At 63.6% G+C, this 14,506-nt stretch carries 11 protein-coding genes and 2 pseudogenes; 7 read left to right on the top strand and 6 right to left on the bottom strand.

The genetic code is table 11. From position 1 onward, the window contains the following. Nucleotides 1-153: 153 nt before the first annotated feature. Complete coding sequence (gene ftrA / locus GNZ13_RS32910; RefSeq protein WP_172165647.1) at nucleotides 154-1,131, bottom strand: transcriptional regulator FtrA; 978 nt, start codon at nucleotides 1,129-1,131, stop codon at nucleotides 154-156. A gap of 123 nt (nucleotides 1,132-1,254) precedes the next feature. On the opposite strand from ftrA, the gene GNZ13_RS32905 reads away from it, so the two are divergent. Together GNZ13_RS32905 and GNZ13_RS32900 are read left to right on the top strand one after the other, a co-directional pair. After that, the gene (locus GNZ13_RS32905) at nucleotides 1,255-1,707 is read left to right on the top strand and encodes a rhodanese-like domain-containing protein (protein WP_236002002.1); all 453 of its coding nucleotides are present in this window, start codon (nucleotides 1,255-1,257) and stop codon (nucleotides 1,705-1,707) included. 77 nt (nucleotides 1,708-1,784) lie between these two features. Beyond that, nucleotides 1,785-3,644, top strand: a pseudogene (locus GNZ13_RS32900) (putative bifunctional diguanylate cyclase/phosphodiesterase); the annotation flags it as partial. A gap of 75 nt (nucleotides 3,645-3,719) precedes the next feature. Here the strand turns inward: GNZ13_RS32900 and GNZ13_RS52940 are convergent. The 3 genes and pseudogenes from GNZ13_RS52940 to dapA form a co-directional block, all read right to left on the bottom strand. Then, nucleotides 3,720-4,016: pseudogene (locus GNZ13_RS52940) on the bottom strand (M23 family metallopeptidase); the annotation flags it as partial. A gap of 276 nt (nucleotides 4,017-4,292) precedes the next feature. Beyond that, entirely contained in the window at nucleotides 4,293-4,604 is a 312-nt protein-coding gene (locus tag GNZ13_RS52935) for a hypothetical protein (protein WP_236002004.1), read from the bottom strand. A gap of 280 nt (nucleotides 4,605-4,884) precedes the next feature. Further along, a complete protein-coding gene (gene dapA / locus GNZ13_RS32890; protein WP_172165650.1) occupies nucleotides 4,885-5,805 on the bottom strand; it encodes a 4-hydroxy-tetrahydrodipicolinate synthase in 921 nt (306 codons plus the stop codon). Between the two features lie 386 nt (nucleotides 5,806-6,191). On the opposite strand from dapA, the gene GNZ13_RS32885 reads away from it, so the two are divergent. Continuing rightward, entirely contained in the window at nucleotides 6,192-7,484 is a 1,293-nt protein-coding gene (locus tag GNZ13_RS32885; RefSeq protein WP_172165653.1) for an aspartate carbamoyltransferase, read from the top strand. Nucleotides 7,485-7,575: 91 nt separating this feature from the next. Here GNZ13_RS32885 and GNZ13_RS32880 read toward each other — a convergent pair whose 3' ends face one another. After that, nucleotides 7,576-8,664, bottom strand: a complete 1,089-nt coding sequence (locus GNZ13_RS32880) for a zinc-binding dehydrogenase (RefSeq protein WP_172165656.1) — start codon at nucleotides 8,662-8,664, stop codon at nucleotides 7,576-7,578. Nucleotides 8,665-8,754: 90 nt separating this feature from the next. Between GNZ13_RS32880 and GNZ13_RS32875 the strand changes: the two genes are divergently transcribed. From GNZ13_RS32875 to GNZ13_RS32860, 4 genes are all read left to right on the top strand, one after another. Then, entirely contained in the window at nucleotides 8,755-9,666 is a 912-nt protein-coding gene (locus tag GNZ13_RS32875) for a LysR family transcriptional regulator (protein ID WP_172165659.1), read from the top strand. Between the two features lie 332 nt (nucleotides 9,667-9,998). After that, nucleotides 9,999-12,248: a TonB-dependent receptor gene (locus tag GNZ13_RS32870; protein WP_172165662.1), complete on the top strand. Its 2,250-nt coding sequence runs from the start codon at nucleotides 9,999-10,001 to the stop codon at nucleotides 12,246-12,248. A gap of 10 nt (nucleotides 12,249-12,258) precedes the next feature. Beyond that, complete coding sequence (locus GNZ13_RS32865; RefSeq protein WP_172165741.1) at nucleotides 12,259-13,005, top strand: tetratricopeptide repeat protein; 747 nt, start codon at nucleotides 12,259-12,261, stop codon at nucleotides 13,003-13,005. Beyond that, entirely contained in the window at nucleotides 13,002-13,685 is a 684-nt protein-coding gene (locus GNZ13_RS32860) for a Fe2+-dependent dioxygenase (RefSeq protein WP_172165664.1), read from the top strand. Before GNZ13_RS32865 ends, GNZ13_RS32860 begins: the two co-directional genes overlap by 4 nt. Nucleotides 13,686-13,907: 222 nt before the next feature. On the opposite strand, the gene GNZ13_RS32855 is transcribed toward GNZ13_RS32860, so the two are convergent. Beyond that, nucleotides 13,908-14,477, bottom strand: a complete 570-nt coding sequence (locus GNZ13_RS32855; protein ID WP_172165666.1) for a cysteine hydrolase family protein — start codon at nucleotides 14,475-14,477, stop codon at nucleotides 13,908-13,910. Nucleotides 14,478-14,506 lie beyond the last annotated feature (29 nt).

Below are 14,506 nucleotides of genomic sequence, written 5' to 3'. Positions count from 1 at the left end.
CGTTTGAGCATGCATGAAACGCATTCGGCACGTCATGCGGCACGCATCGAATGGCTTGCCATGCACGAGCCGTGTACGATTTTGCACATCGGCAAGCGCCCGTTTGAAACGGTTCACGCATGCGAGAACGGCAAGGCGAACAATGACGCGTATCTACGCGGGCGTCTGCGCCCCGACCTGCACCCCGAACTTCTTACGATACGCGCCTGGGCTCGTCAACGCGATACGCCGGAAGTGCCGCCGCAGCGATTCTTCGGAACCGAAGCCCGCCAGCTCCGCAACGCGCGCCATCGCCAATGGGACCGGCGCTTCAAGCAGTTCCCGCGCAATTGCCACGCGTTCACGCACCAGCCATTCGTAGGGCGCCATGCCGGTGGCGTCGTGAAACTGCCGCTGCAGCGTACGCGGACTCATCGCCGCCCGTTCGGCCAGCGAGCGTAAGGTGTGTGGCAACCCGGGATGGCGGCGCACCCAGTCCATCAGCTTCGCGAGGCGCCCGCCTTCGTCTTGCGGCATCGGCCGCGGCACGAACTGCGCCTGACCGCCCTCGCGATGCGGCGGCACCACGAGCCGCTGCGCGACGCGGTTGGCTACAGCGCTGCCGTGATCGCGCCGCACCAGATGCAGCAGCATGTCGAGCCCTGCCGCCGATCCCGCCGAGGTGATGATCTGTCCTTCGTCGACATATAACGCATCCGGCTGCACGCGCAATTGCGGATAACGCTGTTGCAATTTTTCGGCGTAGCGCCAGTGCGTCGTGACAGCCTTGCCGTCGAGCACACCCGCAGCCGCCAGCACGAACACGCCGGAGCAGATCGAACAGAGGCGCGCGCCGCGATCGCAGGCGGCGCGAATCTTCTTCAGCAGCGGTTCGGGTGGCAACTCGTCAGCGTCGCGCCAGCCGGGGATGACGATCGTATCGGCGCGATCCAGGAGCTTGAGCGTGTACGGCGCGGCGACGGTGATGCCGCCGGCTGCGCGAATCGGACCGGGTTCGCTCGCGCATACCGCGAAGCGATACCAGTCCACGCCGAGCTCAGGACGTTCGAGCGCGAACAATTCGGTCACGCAGCCGAATTCGAACGTACAGAGCCGGTCGTAAGCCAGCGCAACGACAAGATGATTATGCATGGCGTGATGTTACCGGAGATTGACGATTACGCCACTTACCCGTTGCGTGCGGCGTCGCGACAATGAAGGCTCCAGAATCGCTTCGCCACGCAATCACACTCGCTGTCCTACAGGAACCTTGCCATGCCCACTCACAACGCGATCAATGCAATGAACGCCGTCACCGCCATCCCCGCTGCCGATAGCGCCGCCGCCCTCGCCCACTTCCAGGCGTCACTGCATTTCGAAACCGATTGCGCGGACGTGTCCTCAGCACTCGCGAGCGGCTCGCCCGGCTTCGTGCTGCTCGACGTGCGCAGCCCGGCACTGTTCGAGCAAGGCCATGTGCCGGGCGCGCTGAACCTACCGCACGGCAAGATCGTGGCGTCGAAGCTCGCGGCGTACCCGCAGGACACGCTGTTCGTCACCTACTGCGCGGGCCCGCATTGCAACGGCGCTGCACGCGGTGCATTGCGCCTCGCGCAACTGGGGCGGCCCGTCAAATTGATGATCGGCGGCGTCGCGGGCTGGCTCGACGAGGGCTTCACACTGACCCAAGCCACGGCCAGCCGGGAGATGCTCAATGCCAATACCTAACATCTTGGAAATCAATTAAATAAACGCCGCCAACTGTCGATAACAAGTTCAGCCGCTTCTCCCCCGCGGTTGGACTTAACATGCAGAGCTCATACAATTTTTGGCTGGTCGCAATCTCGTTCGCCGTCGCGGTGCTGGCGTCTTACACGGCGCTCGATTTGACGGGCCGCATCTTCCTGCTGGCGTCGGCAGGTCTGCGGCGCGCGTGGCGCCTGGGCGGCGCCGCGGCGCTCGGTGTCGGTATCTGGTCGATGCACTTCATCGCGATGCTCGCCTTCTCACTGCCGATTCCTCTCGGCTACGACTTCGCGACGACCGCTTATTCGCTTGGACTCGCGATCGGCGTGTCGTATCTGGCGCTGGTCGTGACTACCCAAGCGCGGCTCACGCCGCTTCGGCTCGTGGCTGGCGGCGTGCTGATGGGCTTCGGCATCGCCGGCATGCACTACACCGGCATGGCGGCGATGGAAATGGAGCCTGGCATCCACTATCAGCCGGCCTGGTTCGCTGGCTCGCTTGCGATCGCGATCGGCGCGTCGACCGCCGCGCTGTGGATGGCGCGCGCGCTCAGTAACGACGGCGAACGCCACGTGGTGCACAAGCGTTTAGGCGCGGCGCTGGTGATGGGCATCGCGATCAGCGGCATGCATTACACCGGCATGGCGGCCGCCGAGTTTCCGCTCGGCGCCGTGTGCGGCGCGGCCAAGGGTGTGAACGCCACGTGGCTCGCGACTTCGGTGATCCTGTTCACCTTTGCCATTCTGATCGTCACGCTGATACTGTCGCGTTTCGATGCGCGCACCAGCTTTCTGATCGGCTCAGTATCGAGTCTCAACGGTCAGATCGTGCGGCTCGCCACGCTCGACACGCTGACGGGCCTGCCCAACCGCAGCACGCTCACCGACCGCATCGAACGCGCGATCCATAGCGCGCGCCGACAGCGCTCGCTGTTCGCCATCCTGTTCATGGATCTCGACGGCTTCAAGACCATCAACGATTCGCTCGGCCACTCGGCCGGCGACGAAGTGCTGTCAGCCTTCGCACAGCGTCTTCTGCTGTGCGTGCGGACGAGCGATACCGTCGCGCGTCTCGGCGGCGACGAATTCGTCGTGCTGTCCGAGAACCTGGATTCACGTGAAGATGCCGGCACGATGGCCGAAGGCGTGCTCGATCGGATGCGTCAGGGTATATGGACCGATTCGCAACCGCTGCAGGTGATGCCGAGCATCGGCATCGCGCTCTATCCCAACGACGGCGACACCGTCGACACGCTGCTGAAGCATGCCGACGCGGCCATGTACGAGGCCAAACGCGCCGGCCGCAGCACCTATCGCTTCTTCGGACAAAGCATGAACGAAGCCGCGACGCGCACGCTGCAAATTCAAAGTGCACTGCATGAAGCGCTCAGCGTCGGCCATTTCTCGCTGCACTTCCAGCCGAAGTTTCACGGCAGCGGCAACTCGCTGGCGGGTGCCGAAGCGCTGATCCGCTTGCATCATCCGCAGCTCGGCGCGCTGGCGCCGCTCGAGTTCGTTCCGATTGCCGAGCGCTCGGGCCAGATCGTGCAGATCGGCTACTGGGTCTTGCGCGAAACCTGCCGGCAGATTCGCCGCTGGGTCGAGCAAGGCCTGCCGTCGATGAAAGTGGCGATCAATCTGTCACCGCGCCAGCTGTCGCAACCGAACCTCGTCGCAACGATGCTCGAGATCGTCAAAGCGGAAGGCGTGCAATGCGAACAGATCATGTTCGAAATCACCGAAACCGTCGCGATGCAGGACGCGCCGAAAACCATCGAAATGATCCGCGAGTTCCAGGCAAGCGGCTTTGAAATCGCCATCGACGATTTCGGCACCGGCTATTCCAGCCTCGCCTATCTGCAACGCTTTCGCGTCAAGCAGTTGAAGATCGACCGCTTCTTCACCAACGGGCGCGAATAGCGCGAGGTAGGCCGCCGGGTCGACCGGCGCGCCGTTGACCAGCACTTCGAAATGCAGATGCGGGCCGGTGGAGCGGCCGGTCGAGCCGACATCGGCGACATACTGGCGCGGCAGCACCAGATCGCCGACATGCACGACGATGCGCGACGCGTGGCCGTAACGGGTCACGAGGCCGTTGCCGTGATCGATTTCGACCGCGTTGCCATAGCCCGATTTCTGGCCGGCGAAGATCACCCGGCCGCCCGCTGCCGCAAGAATCGGCGTGCCGGTTTTGGCGACCAGGTCGATGCCCGGATGGAAACTCAAACGATTTGTGAAGGGATCGGTGCGGTTGCCGAACGGCGAGCCGAAGCGCGCGCCGTCGGCGGGCATGCGGCCGGGAAAGGCGGAGTACGCGATCGCGTGGTCGGCGGTTTGTTGCTCGAGCGCGGATAGCGTCGCGGCGATGCAACCCAGTTGTTGCCGGGTGTGCTCGGCATCGGCATGGCCGGCCGGTTGCGGCATGACATCCGTAACAGCGACGCGGTGGCAAGGAAGGACCGCCCTCGCCTTCGCCGGCGGTAGCGGACGTGTCGGGTTCAGAGGCGGCGCCCGGCGTAGCTGGGGGGGCTGTCGTGCCCGGTGCGCGCGGCGCCGGCCGCGGTGTATTCAGACGTGCTTCGAAATCGCGCACGCGCCGACCTGCATCGTCAGGCGCGCGATGCGCGGTTCGATCTGTGCCACGGACGCGTTCAGCTTGCCGAGTTGATCGATTGCATAGTCGTGCTCGACACGGTTCGCCGCCTGGTCGCCGGAGCCGCCGTGCGCCGGCCAATGCAGGCCGATCGCGATGCCTGCTGCGAGCGCCAGCGCGGCTGCGCCGAACGCTGTCGCAACCGCGATGGTCAGCGCGGTGCGGCGCGTGACGAAGCTGACCGAGCCGCTGGAAAGCTGATTGCCGGCGCGAAACACGGAGGACATCAGCGGCCCCCGGCACGCGCCGTGCGACGCGTGCAAGGCCGCGCACGGGCGGCACAACGCACGTTCAGCGTGTTCGGCGTGTTGAACGTGCTGGGCGCGCCCAGCGTGCTGAGCTTGCTAAAGCGGGACCGGAGATCGGCGGACAAGATTGACTGCATGCGGTATCGACCGGACAACATACCGGTGGCGATAATATACAAAGGGCGCCGATTATCGCCTGGCATCGCGAACCATCATCTCAAATACAAATGGCAGAAAATGGCCGCAAGCGAATCCGCACTCAAGCTGACAATGCCGCCTCGTCCGGCGCTATCCGATCAAGCCCTTCCAATGCCCTGAGCCGCGCGACCAGCCCATCGCCGGCACGCGTCATCGGCATGCGCAACTCGTCGCGTATCAGGCCAAGCGCAGCGAGCAGGGCCTTCAGCGGCGCCGGATTCGGTTCGGCGAACAGCGCCTGGATCAGTGGCGCGAGCTCCTGAAAAATACGCCGTCCTTCATCGAGCCGGCCCGCCGATAGCGCGCGATACAGCGCGACGAACCGCTCCGGCCGCAGATGCGCCGAGGCCGCGATCGCCCCGCTCCCACCCAGACACAGTGTGTTGAAAATGTTGATGTCTTCGCCGGTCAGCACCTGCAAACGGCCGTCGCGAATCAACGCGAGCGTGGTGTCGAGCGACCCGGCGCAATCCTTCACCGCCTGAATTCGGGGATGCGCGGCGAGCGTCAGAAGCGTGTCGAGTTCGAGCCGCACGCCGGTTCGATAGGGAATGTCGTACAGCACGACAGGCTTGTCGCTCGCATCGGCAAGCGCCATGAAATGCCCGACGATGCCCGTTTGCGAAGGCCGGATGTAGTACGGCGCAGCCATCAGCACACCGGCTATCGGCAGTGCGTTCAGTTGCTCGATGCGCTCGCGCATGCTCGCCGTGTGATTGCCCGACACGCCGACCAGCACCGGCAGCGCTTGTGCGTCTGCGCCGCGGGCGGCGGCTTGCGCTTCGTCGAGAATCGTCGCCAGTACGGCGTCCTGCTCAGCGGCGTCGAGCGCGGCCGGCTCGCCGGTCGTGCCGAGCGCGACCAGCCCGGCAATGCCCGCGTCGGCATAGCGGCGCACCAGCGCGCGCAGCGCGGCATGATCCACCTCGCCGTCGGCGAATGGTGTGATAAGCGGAACCCAGATACCCGAAAAAATAGACATGTCTTTACCTCGATGACGACCGTATCGATTCCGATCAGCGGTGCGAGGGAGGAAAAACAGGGAATGCCGCGGGTGGGCGTTGACCGGCTGTTCCGTCGCACATCTGACGGAACAGCTGCTCCGGTCAGATGAGCGGCTGTTTTTTGGCTTTGGCGCTAACGCTTGCGACATTCGCGCGCGCGGCCACGACGCTCGCAAAAGCGAGACGTGCGGTGGTTGACGGGCGGAGTCGGAGCGTTTGGCCGGAATGCATGAAACGCAGTGTAACCGCGTCCGGCACGAGTTTGCAAAACTCATCGCAAAATTACTTGACTTCTGCGACAGGGAAACTAATATACGCAGCGCGTACATATCCGGTACGTAACCCATTCCCGACAGGTGCCCGCATGAGCGTCCCGCAACAAGCCTTCCTACGCGATGCGATGCGTCGCCTGAACATGACCCGCGAGACGTTCGCAAGCCGCATCGGCGTATCGCGCCGCGCGCTCGACACATGGCTGCTGCCGGACGATTCGCAGGAATCGCGGGCCATGCCGGAGATCGTGGAGCGTTTCGTGTCGGAAATCGTGGTGCATGGCGAGCCGGGTGAAAAGCATACGCAAAGCGTAGACTCGCAGTCGCTGGCGAGCCAGATGCTGTTCGAGGGCAAGCCACAACTGCTGTCGGTCGATCAGTTCTCGCGCGACTCGGTCGAGGCGCTGTTCCGCGTCGCCGACATCATGCAGCCGATCGCGCGGCGCCGGAAAATCTCCCGCGTACTCGAAGGCGCCGTGCTCGGCAACCTGTTTTTCGAGGCCAGCACGCGGACTCGCGTGAGTTTCGGCGCGGCATTCTGCCGGCTCGGCGGCTCGGTGTGCGACACCACCGGCTTCACGTTTTCGTCGATGGCAAAGGGCGAGTCGATCTACGACACCAGCCGCGTGATGAGCGGCTATGTGGATGCGCTGGTGATCCGCCATCCGGAGCAAGGCTCGGTGGCCGAATTCGCGCGCGCCACCAACGTGCCGGTGATCAACGGCGGCGACGGCCCGGGCGAACACCCGAGCCAGGCGCTGCTCGACCTGTACACGATCCAGCGCGAATTCTCGCGGCTCGGCAAGATCGTCGACGGTGCGCATATCGCGCTGGTCGGCGACCTGAAATATGGCCGCACGGTGCATTCGCTGGTCAAGCTGCTGGCGCTGTATCGCGGCATCAAGTTCACGCTGATCTCGCCGCCCATGCTTGAAATGCCGAGCTACATCATCGAGCAGATCTCGCGCAACGACCACGTGATCGAGCAAACCAACGATCTGCCCGCCGGGCTGCGCGGCGCCGACGTGGTGTACGCCACGCGCATCCAGAAAGAGCGCTTCACCGACGAATCGTTCGAAGGCTATACGCCGGATTTCCAGATCAATCAGGCGCTGATGGATAGCGTATGCGGCCCCGACACGCTGATCATGCACCCGCTGCCGCGCGACAGCCGGCCGGGCGCGAACGATCTGAGCGTCGATCTGAATCATGATTCGCGGCTGGCGATTTTCCGGCAAACCGATAACGGCATTCCAGTGCGGATGGCGATTTTCGCGGTGCTGCTGGGTGTCGAAAAACTGGTCCAGCATTCGATGCGCGACGCCGCGTGGCGCCCGCCCGTTTATCTCGGTCCGGACGATGCGGTGTTTCACGGCATCGATTGATTGAGCGACCACGATTCGCTCATGCAAAGCGGCCTTGCTGTGAATCAGCAAGGCCGCTTTTTTACGCTGCCGCGATCGAGCCGTTACACGCTCACCCCCACGCTTGCGGCGACTTGCCTTCCACGACCGTGCATTGCAGACCCGACATGCGGCCAGCCGCGTCGATGGCCGACTCCAGTTCAGCAAACGGATACGACTTCAACTCGACCGAATCGAGCGGAATCAGCCCCGACGCCACCAGCGAAACCAGCGCGAGATAGTCGGCGCGCGTGTACATGAAGTGGCCGATCAATTCCCAGTTGTTCAGCAACATCTCCCTGTACGTAATCGGCAAGTCCACTTGCATGCTACCCATCAGCAGGAGCCGCCCGCCGCGGCGCAGGCTGCGCAATGCGACCAGGGTCGCGTTAGCGTCGGTGGCCTGGCCGACCATGTCGAACGCGAGGTCCACGCCGCCACCGCTTGCGGCACGAATCGCCGCTATGTCTTGCGCGGCGTCGCCGCTCAGCACGACGGGGACCACGCGCCCGCGCCCGTGCTCGGCCAGCGCTTGCAGCGGTTCCAGACGCCGACCGAGCGCGACGACCTTGCTCGCGCCGAGCGCCAGCGCCGCGAGTACGGCCGCCGAGCCGAAGTAACCGCTCGCGCCGTTGACCACCACCGTTTCGCCCGCCGACAGACGGCCGCGTCGCAAGCCGCCGAGCGGCACCGAGAATTTGCCCAGCACCGCGAGACGCGCGGCATCGATCTCGTCCAGACCGTCCAGTGCGATGAGCGTCGAGGCCGGGAATTCGGCCACTTCGCGCAACGTACCGTGCGGAAACTCAGCCAGCAGCGCACCACTGTCGGCGCTGATGCCGGTGAGCCCTAAAAGCGCCTGCGCGGGCTCACGCACCGTTTCGTCGGCAATCCAGTACGGATTCACGGCGACCCGTTGCCCGGCGCGAAATGCCACCACGCCCTCGCCGACCGCGACGATCCGGCCAACACCATTGGTGCCGGGCGAAAACGGTCCCGGCGGGTATGCGTACGGCAACTTCCCGTCGACATAGTCGCGCGTGTAACTCAGCAACGGTACCGCCTCCATCCGTACCAGCACGGCATTACGGCGCGGCTGCGGCTGTGCTACGTCGCGCAAGGCCAAAGGCTTGCCGGGTTCATCGAGCATCCAGGCTTTCATTTCGGTCTTCCTTCAGTTCGTTTCGGTGCTTGAACTGTAGAAGCGCGGTACGTATTCTAGAAATCAATTGCTCATATGCGACCTATCAACATGATTGATCTACGCGGCATCGATTTGAATCTGCTGGTTTCACTCGACGCGCTGCTCGCCGAGTCGAACGTTACGCGTGCGGCCGAGCGGCTGCATCTGACGCAACCGGCCGTCTCCACGCAACTCGCGCGCTTGCGGCAGATCTTCGGCGATCCGCTGCTGCTGCCCTCCGAAACCGGCCGCGGCATGACACGCACGGCCCGGGCGCTGGAGTTGATGACGCCGCTGCATGCAGCGTTGAAGAATCTCGAAGCAGTGGTGCGCCACCGACCTGCGTTCGATCCCTTGACCGACACGCGGCGCTTCGTGATCGCCGCGCATGACAACGCCACCGTGGTGCTCGGCATGCGCCTGATGGAGCGCTTGCCGGCATTGGCTGGGCCGGGTGTGCGCGTGGCGTTCGTGATCGGCGATCAGCCCACCGCCGCGTCGCGGCTCGAAAGCGGCGAGATCGACCTGCTGCTCGGTTCCGACCGGATGATTCCGCCGTCGATGAAAGCCCGCAAGCTCTACGACGAGCATTTCGTGTTCGTGCAGCGCAAGGGCCACCCGCGCGGCACCGCCCCGCTCGATCTCGACACCTACTGCGCGCTCGATCACGTTCTGGTGTCGACCAGCGGCGGCAGTTTTCACGGCTTCATGGACGAGCATCTCGACGAACTCGGCCGCGAGCGGCGCGTCGCGCTGTCGGTCCAGCACTTCACGTTGGTGCCGGAGTTGCTGTCGAATACCGACTATGTTTCGACCCTGCCATCGCGCTTCGCGGCACGCTACGCCGACCGGCTCGACACCTTTGCGCTGCCGTTCGACGCGCGCGGCTTCACGTTGTACGCCGGGTGGCATCCGCGCAACCAGGCCGATCCGGCACTCGTGTGGCTGCGGGAGGCGCTGGCCGAACTGGCGGCACGGTAGGACATCGAGCGAGGCACGGCCTGCCGTTCGATCAGAAAGGAAGCATCACGCGCTGCAAGAGCCTCTCGCGCGACGGGCGCACAGTCACCACCATGCCTCTGCAGCCTCAAAATCCACGTATTTCGCATCCATCTCCGTCCATCAACCCGCCAATTCCAGGCGGCGGCTCACGCACTCAACCCCACGTTCCGAGATTTTTTGTTGAGAACGCTTCTCAATTGCAAACATGTTGCATAGAATGCATGCCGCAAACACTTTGTAATAAACATGGAATATCCGGGTAAGGAACGCGTTACCTGCCCGGCCACCAGCACTCAACGACGGGGATAAAAATGAAGTTGCGGTCCGACGAACCGAAGCTCGGCAAAATCAGCACGACGCTGTGCAGCATGTTGGCGGCAGGTCCCGCTCTCGCGCAGGGCACGGTCGGCACGGCGCCGCCCGACAAGGAAAGCCAGCTTGCGCCGATCGCCGTGCAAGGCCAGCCGGACGACGGCTTCAAAACCGACCACTCAGCGTCGGTCAAATTCACGGCGCCGCTGGTCGATACGCCGAAGTCGGTGACCGTGATTCCGCAGGAGTTGATCAAGAGCACGGGCGCCTCGACGCTGACTGAAGCGCTGCGCACGGTACCGGGCATCACGTTCGGTGCTGGCGAAGGCGGTAATCCGCTCGGCGACCGGCCGTTCATTCGCGGCTACGACGCGCAGGGCAGCACCTTCGTCGACGGCATGCGCGACATCGGTGCGACCACGCGTGAAGTGTTCAACATCGAAAGCGTGGAAGTGACCAAGGGTTCGGACGGCGCGTACGGCGGCCGCGGCGGCGCGGGCGGCAGCATCAACCTGATCACCAAGACCCCGCATCTGGGCAATTCCGCCGACGGCAGCGCGGGCCTCGGCACCGACCGCTACCGCCGCTTCACTGCGGACGGCAACTGGCAAATGGCCGATCACGCAGCCTTCCGCCTGAACGTGATGAGCCACAACAACGACGTGGCCGGCCGCGATGCAGTCAACAACGAGCGCTGGGGCATCGCGCCGTCGTTCACCTACGGTCTCGGCACGCCGACCCGCGTCACGGCGAGCTACTACCACCTCTCGACCGACGACCTGCCTGACAGCGGTATTCCGTACTTCTACACAACCACCAACAAGCCGGCCAACGTCGACACGATCTATGCGGCCAAGGTGGACCGCCACAACTTTTACGGCCTGATCGACCGCGATTTCCGCAAGACGACCTCAGACGTCGGCACGGTGCGCATCGAACACGACATCAACAGCAATCTGACGATCCGCAACACCACGCGTTATACGAAGTCCACCCAGGACTACATCTGGACGCAGCCGGACGACAGCCAGGGCAACGTCGTCAACGGCATGGTGTGGCGCCGCGCGAATACCCGCGCCAGCGACGTCTACAGCCTCGCGAACCAGACCGAACTGTTCGGCGAATTCAAGACCGGTTTCCTGAAGCACAGCTTCACGACCGGCCTCGAAGTGTCGCGCGAAACCAGCGTGAACGATTCGTACGCCGTGGCCGCAGCCACCGGTGCGATCTGCAAAACCAAGGGTATCGGCGCGGCGTCGGGCTATAACTGCACGAGCCTGTGGTCACCGAATCCGAACGACCCGTGGGCCGGTTCGGTTAGCAAAGCGAACGATCCGAGCGAGCAGCGCACTACCACCAAATCGCTGTATGCGTTCGATACGATCGAACTCACGAAGCGCTGGCAGGCCAACGTCGGCTTGCGCGTCGACGATTACTCGACCGATTTCCGCAACACGGTGGCCAACGGCGGCAAGCGCACCTCGCGCGACGACACGTTGTTCAACTACCAGCTCGGCCTCGTCTTCAAACCGGCTTCCAACGGCAGCGTGTATGCGTCGATCGCGACGTCGTCGACGCCGGCCGGCGCGCTGCTCGGCCAGGGCAGCGAAACGCAATCGTTGACGCCGGGCCGTGGCGGTGTCGGTGCGAACGCGGATCAGCTCGCCCCGGAAAAGAACCGCAGCATCGAACTCGGCACCAAGTGGAATGTGCTGAACAACCACCTCTCGCTGACGGGCGCGCTGTTCCAGATCGACACGACGAACGCGCGCGTCACGCTGCCGAACAACGAATACGCGATGGTCGGTAACAAGCGCGTGCAAGGCTTCGAATTCGGCGTAGCCGGTCAGTTGACGAACAAGTGGCAGGTGTTCGGCGGCTACACCTACATGAAGAGCCAGTTGCGCGACAACGGCAAGACCACCTCGGATAACGGCCACCAGTTCCCGAACACACCGAAGAACAGCATCAGCCTGTGGACCAACTACGACGCGCTGCCGAAGTTCACGATCGGTGGCGGCGCGTTCTACATGTCGCAGGTGTACGGCGACACGGCGAATCTGCGTGCGGTGCCCTCGTACTGGCGCTTCGACGGCATGGCAACGTACCGGATCAACAAGAAGGTCGATCTGCAACTGAACGTGCAGAACATCTTCAACCGGACGTATTACGACCAGGCGTATCCGGCGCACTACGCGTCGATCGCAGCCGGCCGCACTGCCTTCCTGACGCTCAACGCGCATTACTAAGCACGGCATGATGGAACAGGTGACGCTGAAGGCGCTGGCGAGCGTGTCGCATGACGAGCTCGCCGCGATTCTCTCCGGGCCGCCCGCCAAAGCCGCCGCGTGGGTGGCCGCAGCCGCGCATAACGGCATCGTCGAAGCCCAGGCGGTGTACGGCCAGTATCTGCTCGACGGTCACGGCGTAGAGCGCAATGCCGAAGAAGCGTTGACGTGGTTCAAGCACGCGGCCCGCCAGGATCATCCGATGGCGATGAACATGCTGGGCCGATGCTACGAACACGGTTGGGGAACCACCGCGTGCGCGCCGGTCGCGGTCTACTGGTACCGGCTCGCGGCACGGGCGGGACTCGACTGGGGCATGTACAACTATGCGTCGGCGTTGGCACTCGGCAATGGTGTGGAATGCGATCGTGCGCAGGCTCTGCAGTGGTTTCGGCGCGCCGCCGAAATGGGTCACGCGAAGTCGCTCAACTTTATCGGCAGCTTTTACGAGGACGGCTGGGAAGTCGATGCAGACGCAAGCATCGCACTCGACTATTACCGGCGCGCAGCGGTGGGCGGTGACTTCCGCGGCCAGTTCAACTATGCGAGGCTACTGGCCGGGCGCGGCGAGATCGACGCCGCGTTGACGTGGTTGCGGCGCGTGCCGCTGACGGCTACGGCGGCGTTCGTCGAGAAAATGAGGGCGTGGCTAGCCGCTTCGCCGGTTGGTGCATTTCGTGCACTGGCTGAAGACGTCAATGAAGAGTCGCGCGCATGATGTTGCATCTGCAAGGCGTACTTAGCAAACAACAGGTCGCGCAATGCCGCGAAGTCCTCGACGCGGCCCAATGGATCGACGGCAATGCGACTTCCGGCGCACAGTCGGCGCAGGCCAAGCGCAACCAGCAATTGCCCGAAGGCTGCCCCACCGCACGCGCGGTGGGCGATGCGATTCAGGACGCGCTCGGGCGCAATCCGCGTTTCTTTTCCGCTGCCTTGCCGCTGAAAGTCTTTCCACCGCTCTTTAACCGCTATGCCGGCGGTGACGGTTTCGGCACGCACGTGGACAACGCGATCCGCCAGTTGCGCGGCACCGACTTCCGCATCCGCAGCGATCTGTCGGCCACGCTCTTTCTCGCTGAACCGGATAGTTATGACGGCGGCGAACTCTGCATCGAAGACACCTACGGCATGCACCGTTCGAAGCTGCCGGCCGGCGACATGGTGCTCTACCCGGCTTCGAGCCTGCATCACGTGAGCCCGGTGACGCGTGGCGTGCGAGTCGCGTCCTTTTTCTGGATTCAGAGCATGGTGCGCGACGACGGCGAACGCGCCATGCTGTTTCAACTCGACAACGACTTGCAGCGCCTCGCCGCCGAAAAAGGTTCCAACGATTCAACCGTGGTAAGTCTCACCGGTATTTATCACAATCTGCTACGCCGCTGGGCCGACTCTTGATTTAACGGACTCCTCATCCCACGCAAAACAGTCTTTCTATTTGTACCCAGAAAGAAGGCCCTTCCGCGTATTTACTTTCTCGTTCATGCGCGTGCGCGATCTGCCGGTAACGCTCGATAAGGTGATGAGGGTGAGGCAGGTGTAATGGGCGCATGTAGATAAGATCCGCCACGCATGCGGTGCGGTTGCGCTGCATGCGCGGAACGAATCGCCGAGGACGCGCTAAGCGCGTGATGCGCGGCCGACGATCTCGGCGGTGGTCGCGATCTGCGCATAATCCATCGCGAGGTTGGCGAGCGACAGTGCATGCACGTCTTCGGCCGCCCACACGCGACCGTTCAGATCGCACATGTCGAACGTGAAGGCTGCGTCGCTCGCCACCAAGGTGGCAAAGCCGAGGTTACCCGCCGTACGCGCGGTGGATTCGACCGAGTTGTTCGTGATCACGCCCGCGATCACCACTTGAGCGATCTGCCGTGCGCGCAACCAGCGCTCGAGTCCGCTCGCGATGAACGCATCCGGCACGTTCTTTTCGACGACATGCTCGTGACCGTTCGGCTCGAACGCCACCTGAAACTCGACGCCGCTCTGCCCCGGCCAAAACACCGAACCCGGCTCACGGGAAATGTGGCGCACGTGCACAACAGGCCGTGCGGTTTCGCGCCAATGGGCGAGCAAGGCCGCGAGATGGTATTCGGCGTCAGGATTGTTGCGGCGGCCGAGCTTGGGAAGCTGAATACCCTTTTGCAGGTCGATCAGGATCAGCGCGGCATTGTCGTCGAGACGCTTCATGGCGATGAAGTTTCGCTGTGATGTGTGGG

Origin of the sequence: Paraburkholderia elongata, assembly GCF_013177735.1 — a bacterium.
Taxonomy (GTDB): Bacteria; Pseudomonadota; Gammaproteobacteria; order Burkholderiales; family Burkholderiaceae; genus Paraburkholderia; species Paraburkholderia elongata.
The sequence above is the reverse complement of the archived record's forward strand: the minus strand, read 5'-3'. Positions and strand labels throughout refer to the sequence as shown.

Excerpts from the sequence above, each read along its gene's own strand:
- ftrA (WP_172165647.1), bottom strand. The coding sequence starts at position 1,131 with ATGCATAATCATCTTGTCGTTGCGCTGGCTTACGACCGGCTCTGTACG.
- GNZ13_RS32905 (WP_236002002.1), top strand. The coding sequence starts at position 1,255 with ATGCCCACTCACAACGCGATCAATGCAATGAACGCCGTCACCGCCATC.
- GNZ13_RS52935 (WP_236002004.1), bottom strand. The coding sequence starts at position 4,604 with ATGTCCTCCGTGTTTCGCGCCGGCAATCAGCTTTCCAGCGGCTCGGTC.
- dapA (WP_172165650.1), bottom strand. The coding sequence starts at position 5,805 with ATGTCTATTTTTTCGGGTATCTGGGTTCCGCTTATCACACCATTCGCC.
- GNZ13_RS32885 (WP_172165653.1), top strand. The coding sequence starts at position 6,192 with ATGAGCGTCCCGCAACAAGCCTTCCTACGCGATGCGATGCGTCGCCTG.
- GNZ13_RS32880 (WP_172165656.1), bottom strand. The coding sequence starts at position 8,664 with ATGAAAGCCTGGATGCTCGATGAACCCGGCAAGCCTTTGGCCTTGCGC.
- GNZ13_RS32875 (WP_172165659.1), top strand. The coding sequence starts at position 8,755 with ATGATTGATCTACGCGGCATCGATTTGAATCTGCTGGTTTCACTCGAC.
- GNZ13_RS32870 (WP_172165662.1), top strand. The coding sequence starts at position 9,999 with ATGAAGTTGCGGTCCGACGAACCGAAGCTCGGCAAAATCAGCACGACG.
- GNZ13_RS32865 (WP_172165741.1), top strand. The coding sequence starts at position 12,259 with ATGGAACAGGTGACGCTGAAGGCGCTGGCGAGCGTGTCGCATGACGAG.
- GNZ13_RS32860 (WP_172165664.1), top strand. The coding sequence starts at position 13,002 with ATGATGTTGCATCTGCAAGGCGTACTTAGCAAACAACAGGTCGCGCAA.
- GNZ13_RS32855 (WP_172165666.1), bottom strand. The coding sequence starts at position 14,477 with ATGAAGCGTCTCGACGACAATGCCGCGCTGATCCTGATCGACCTGCAA.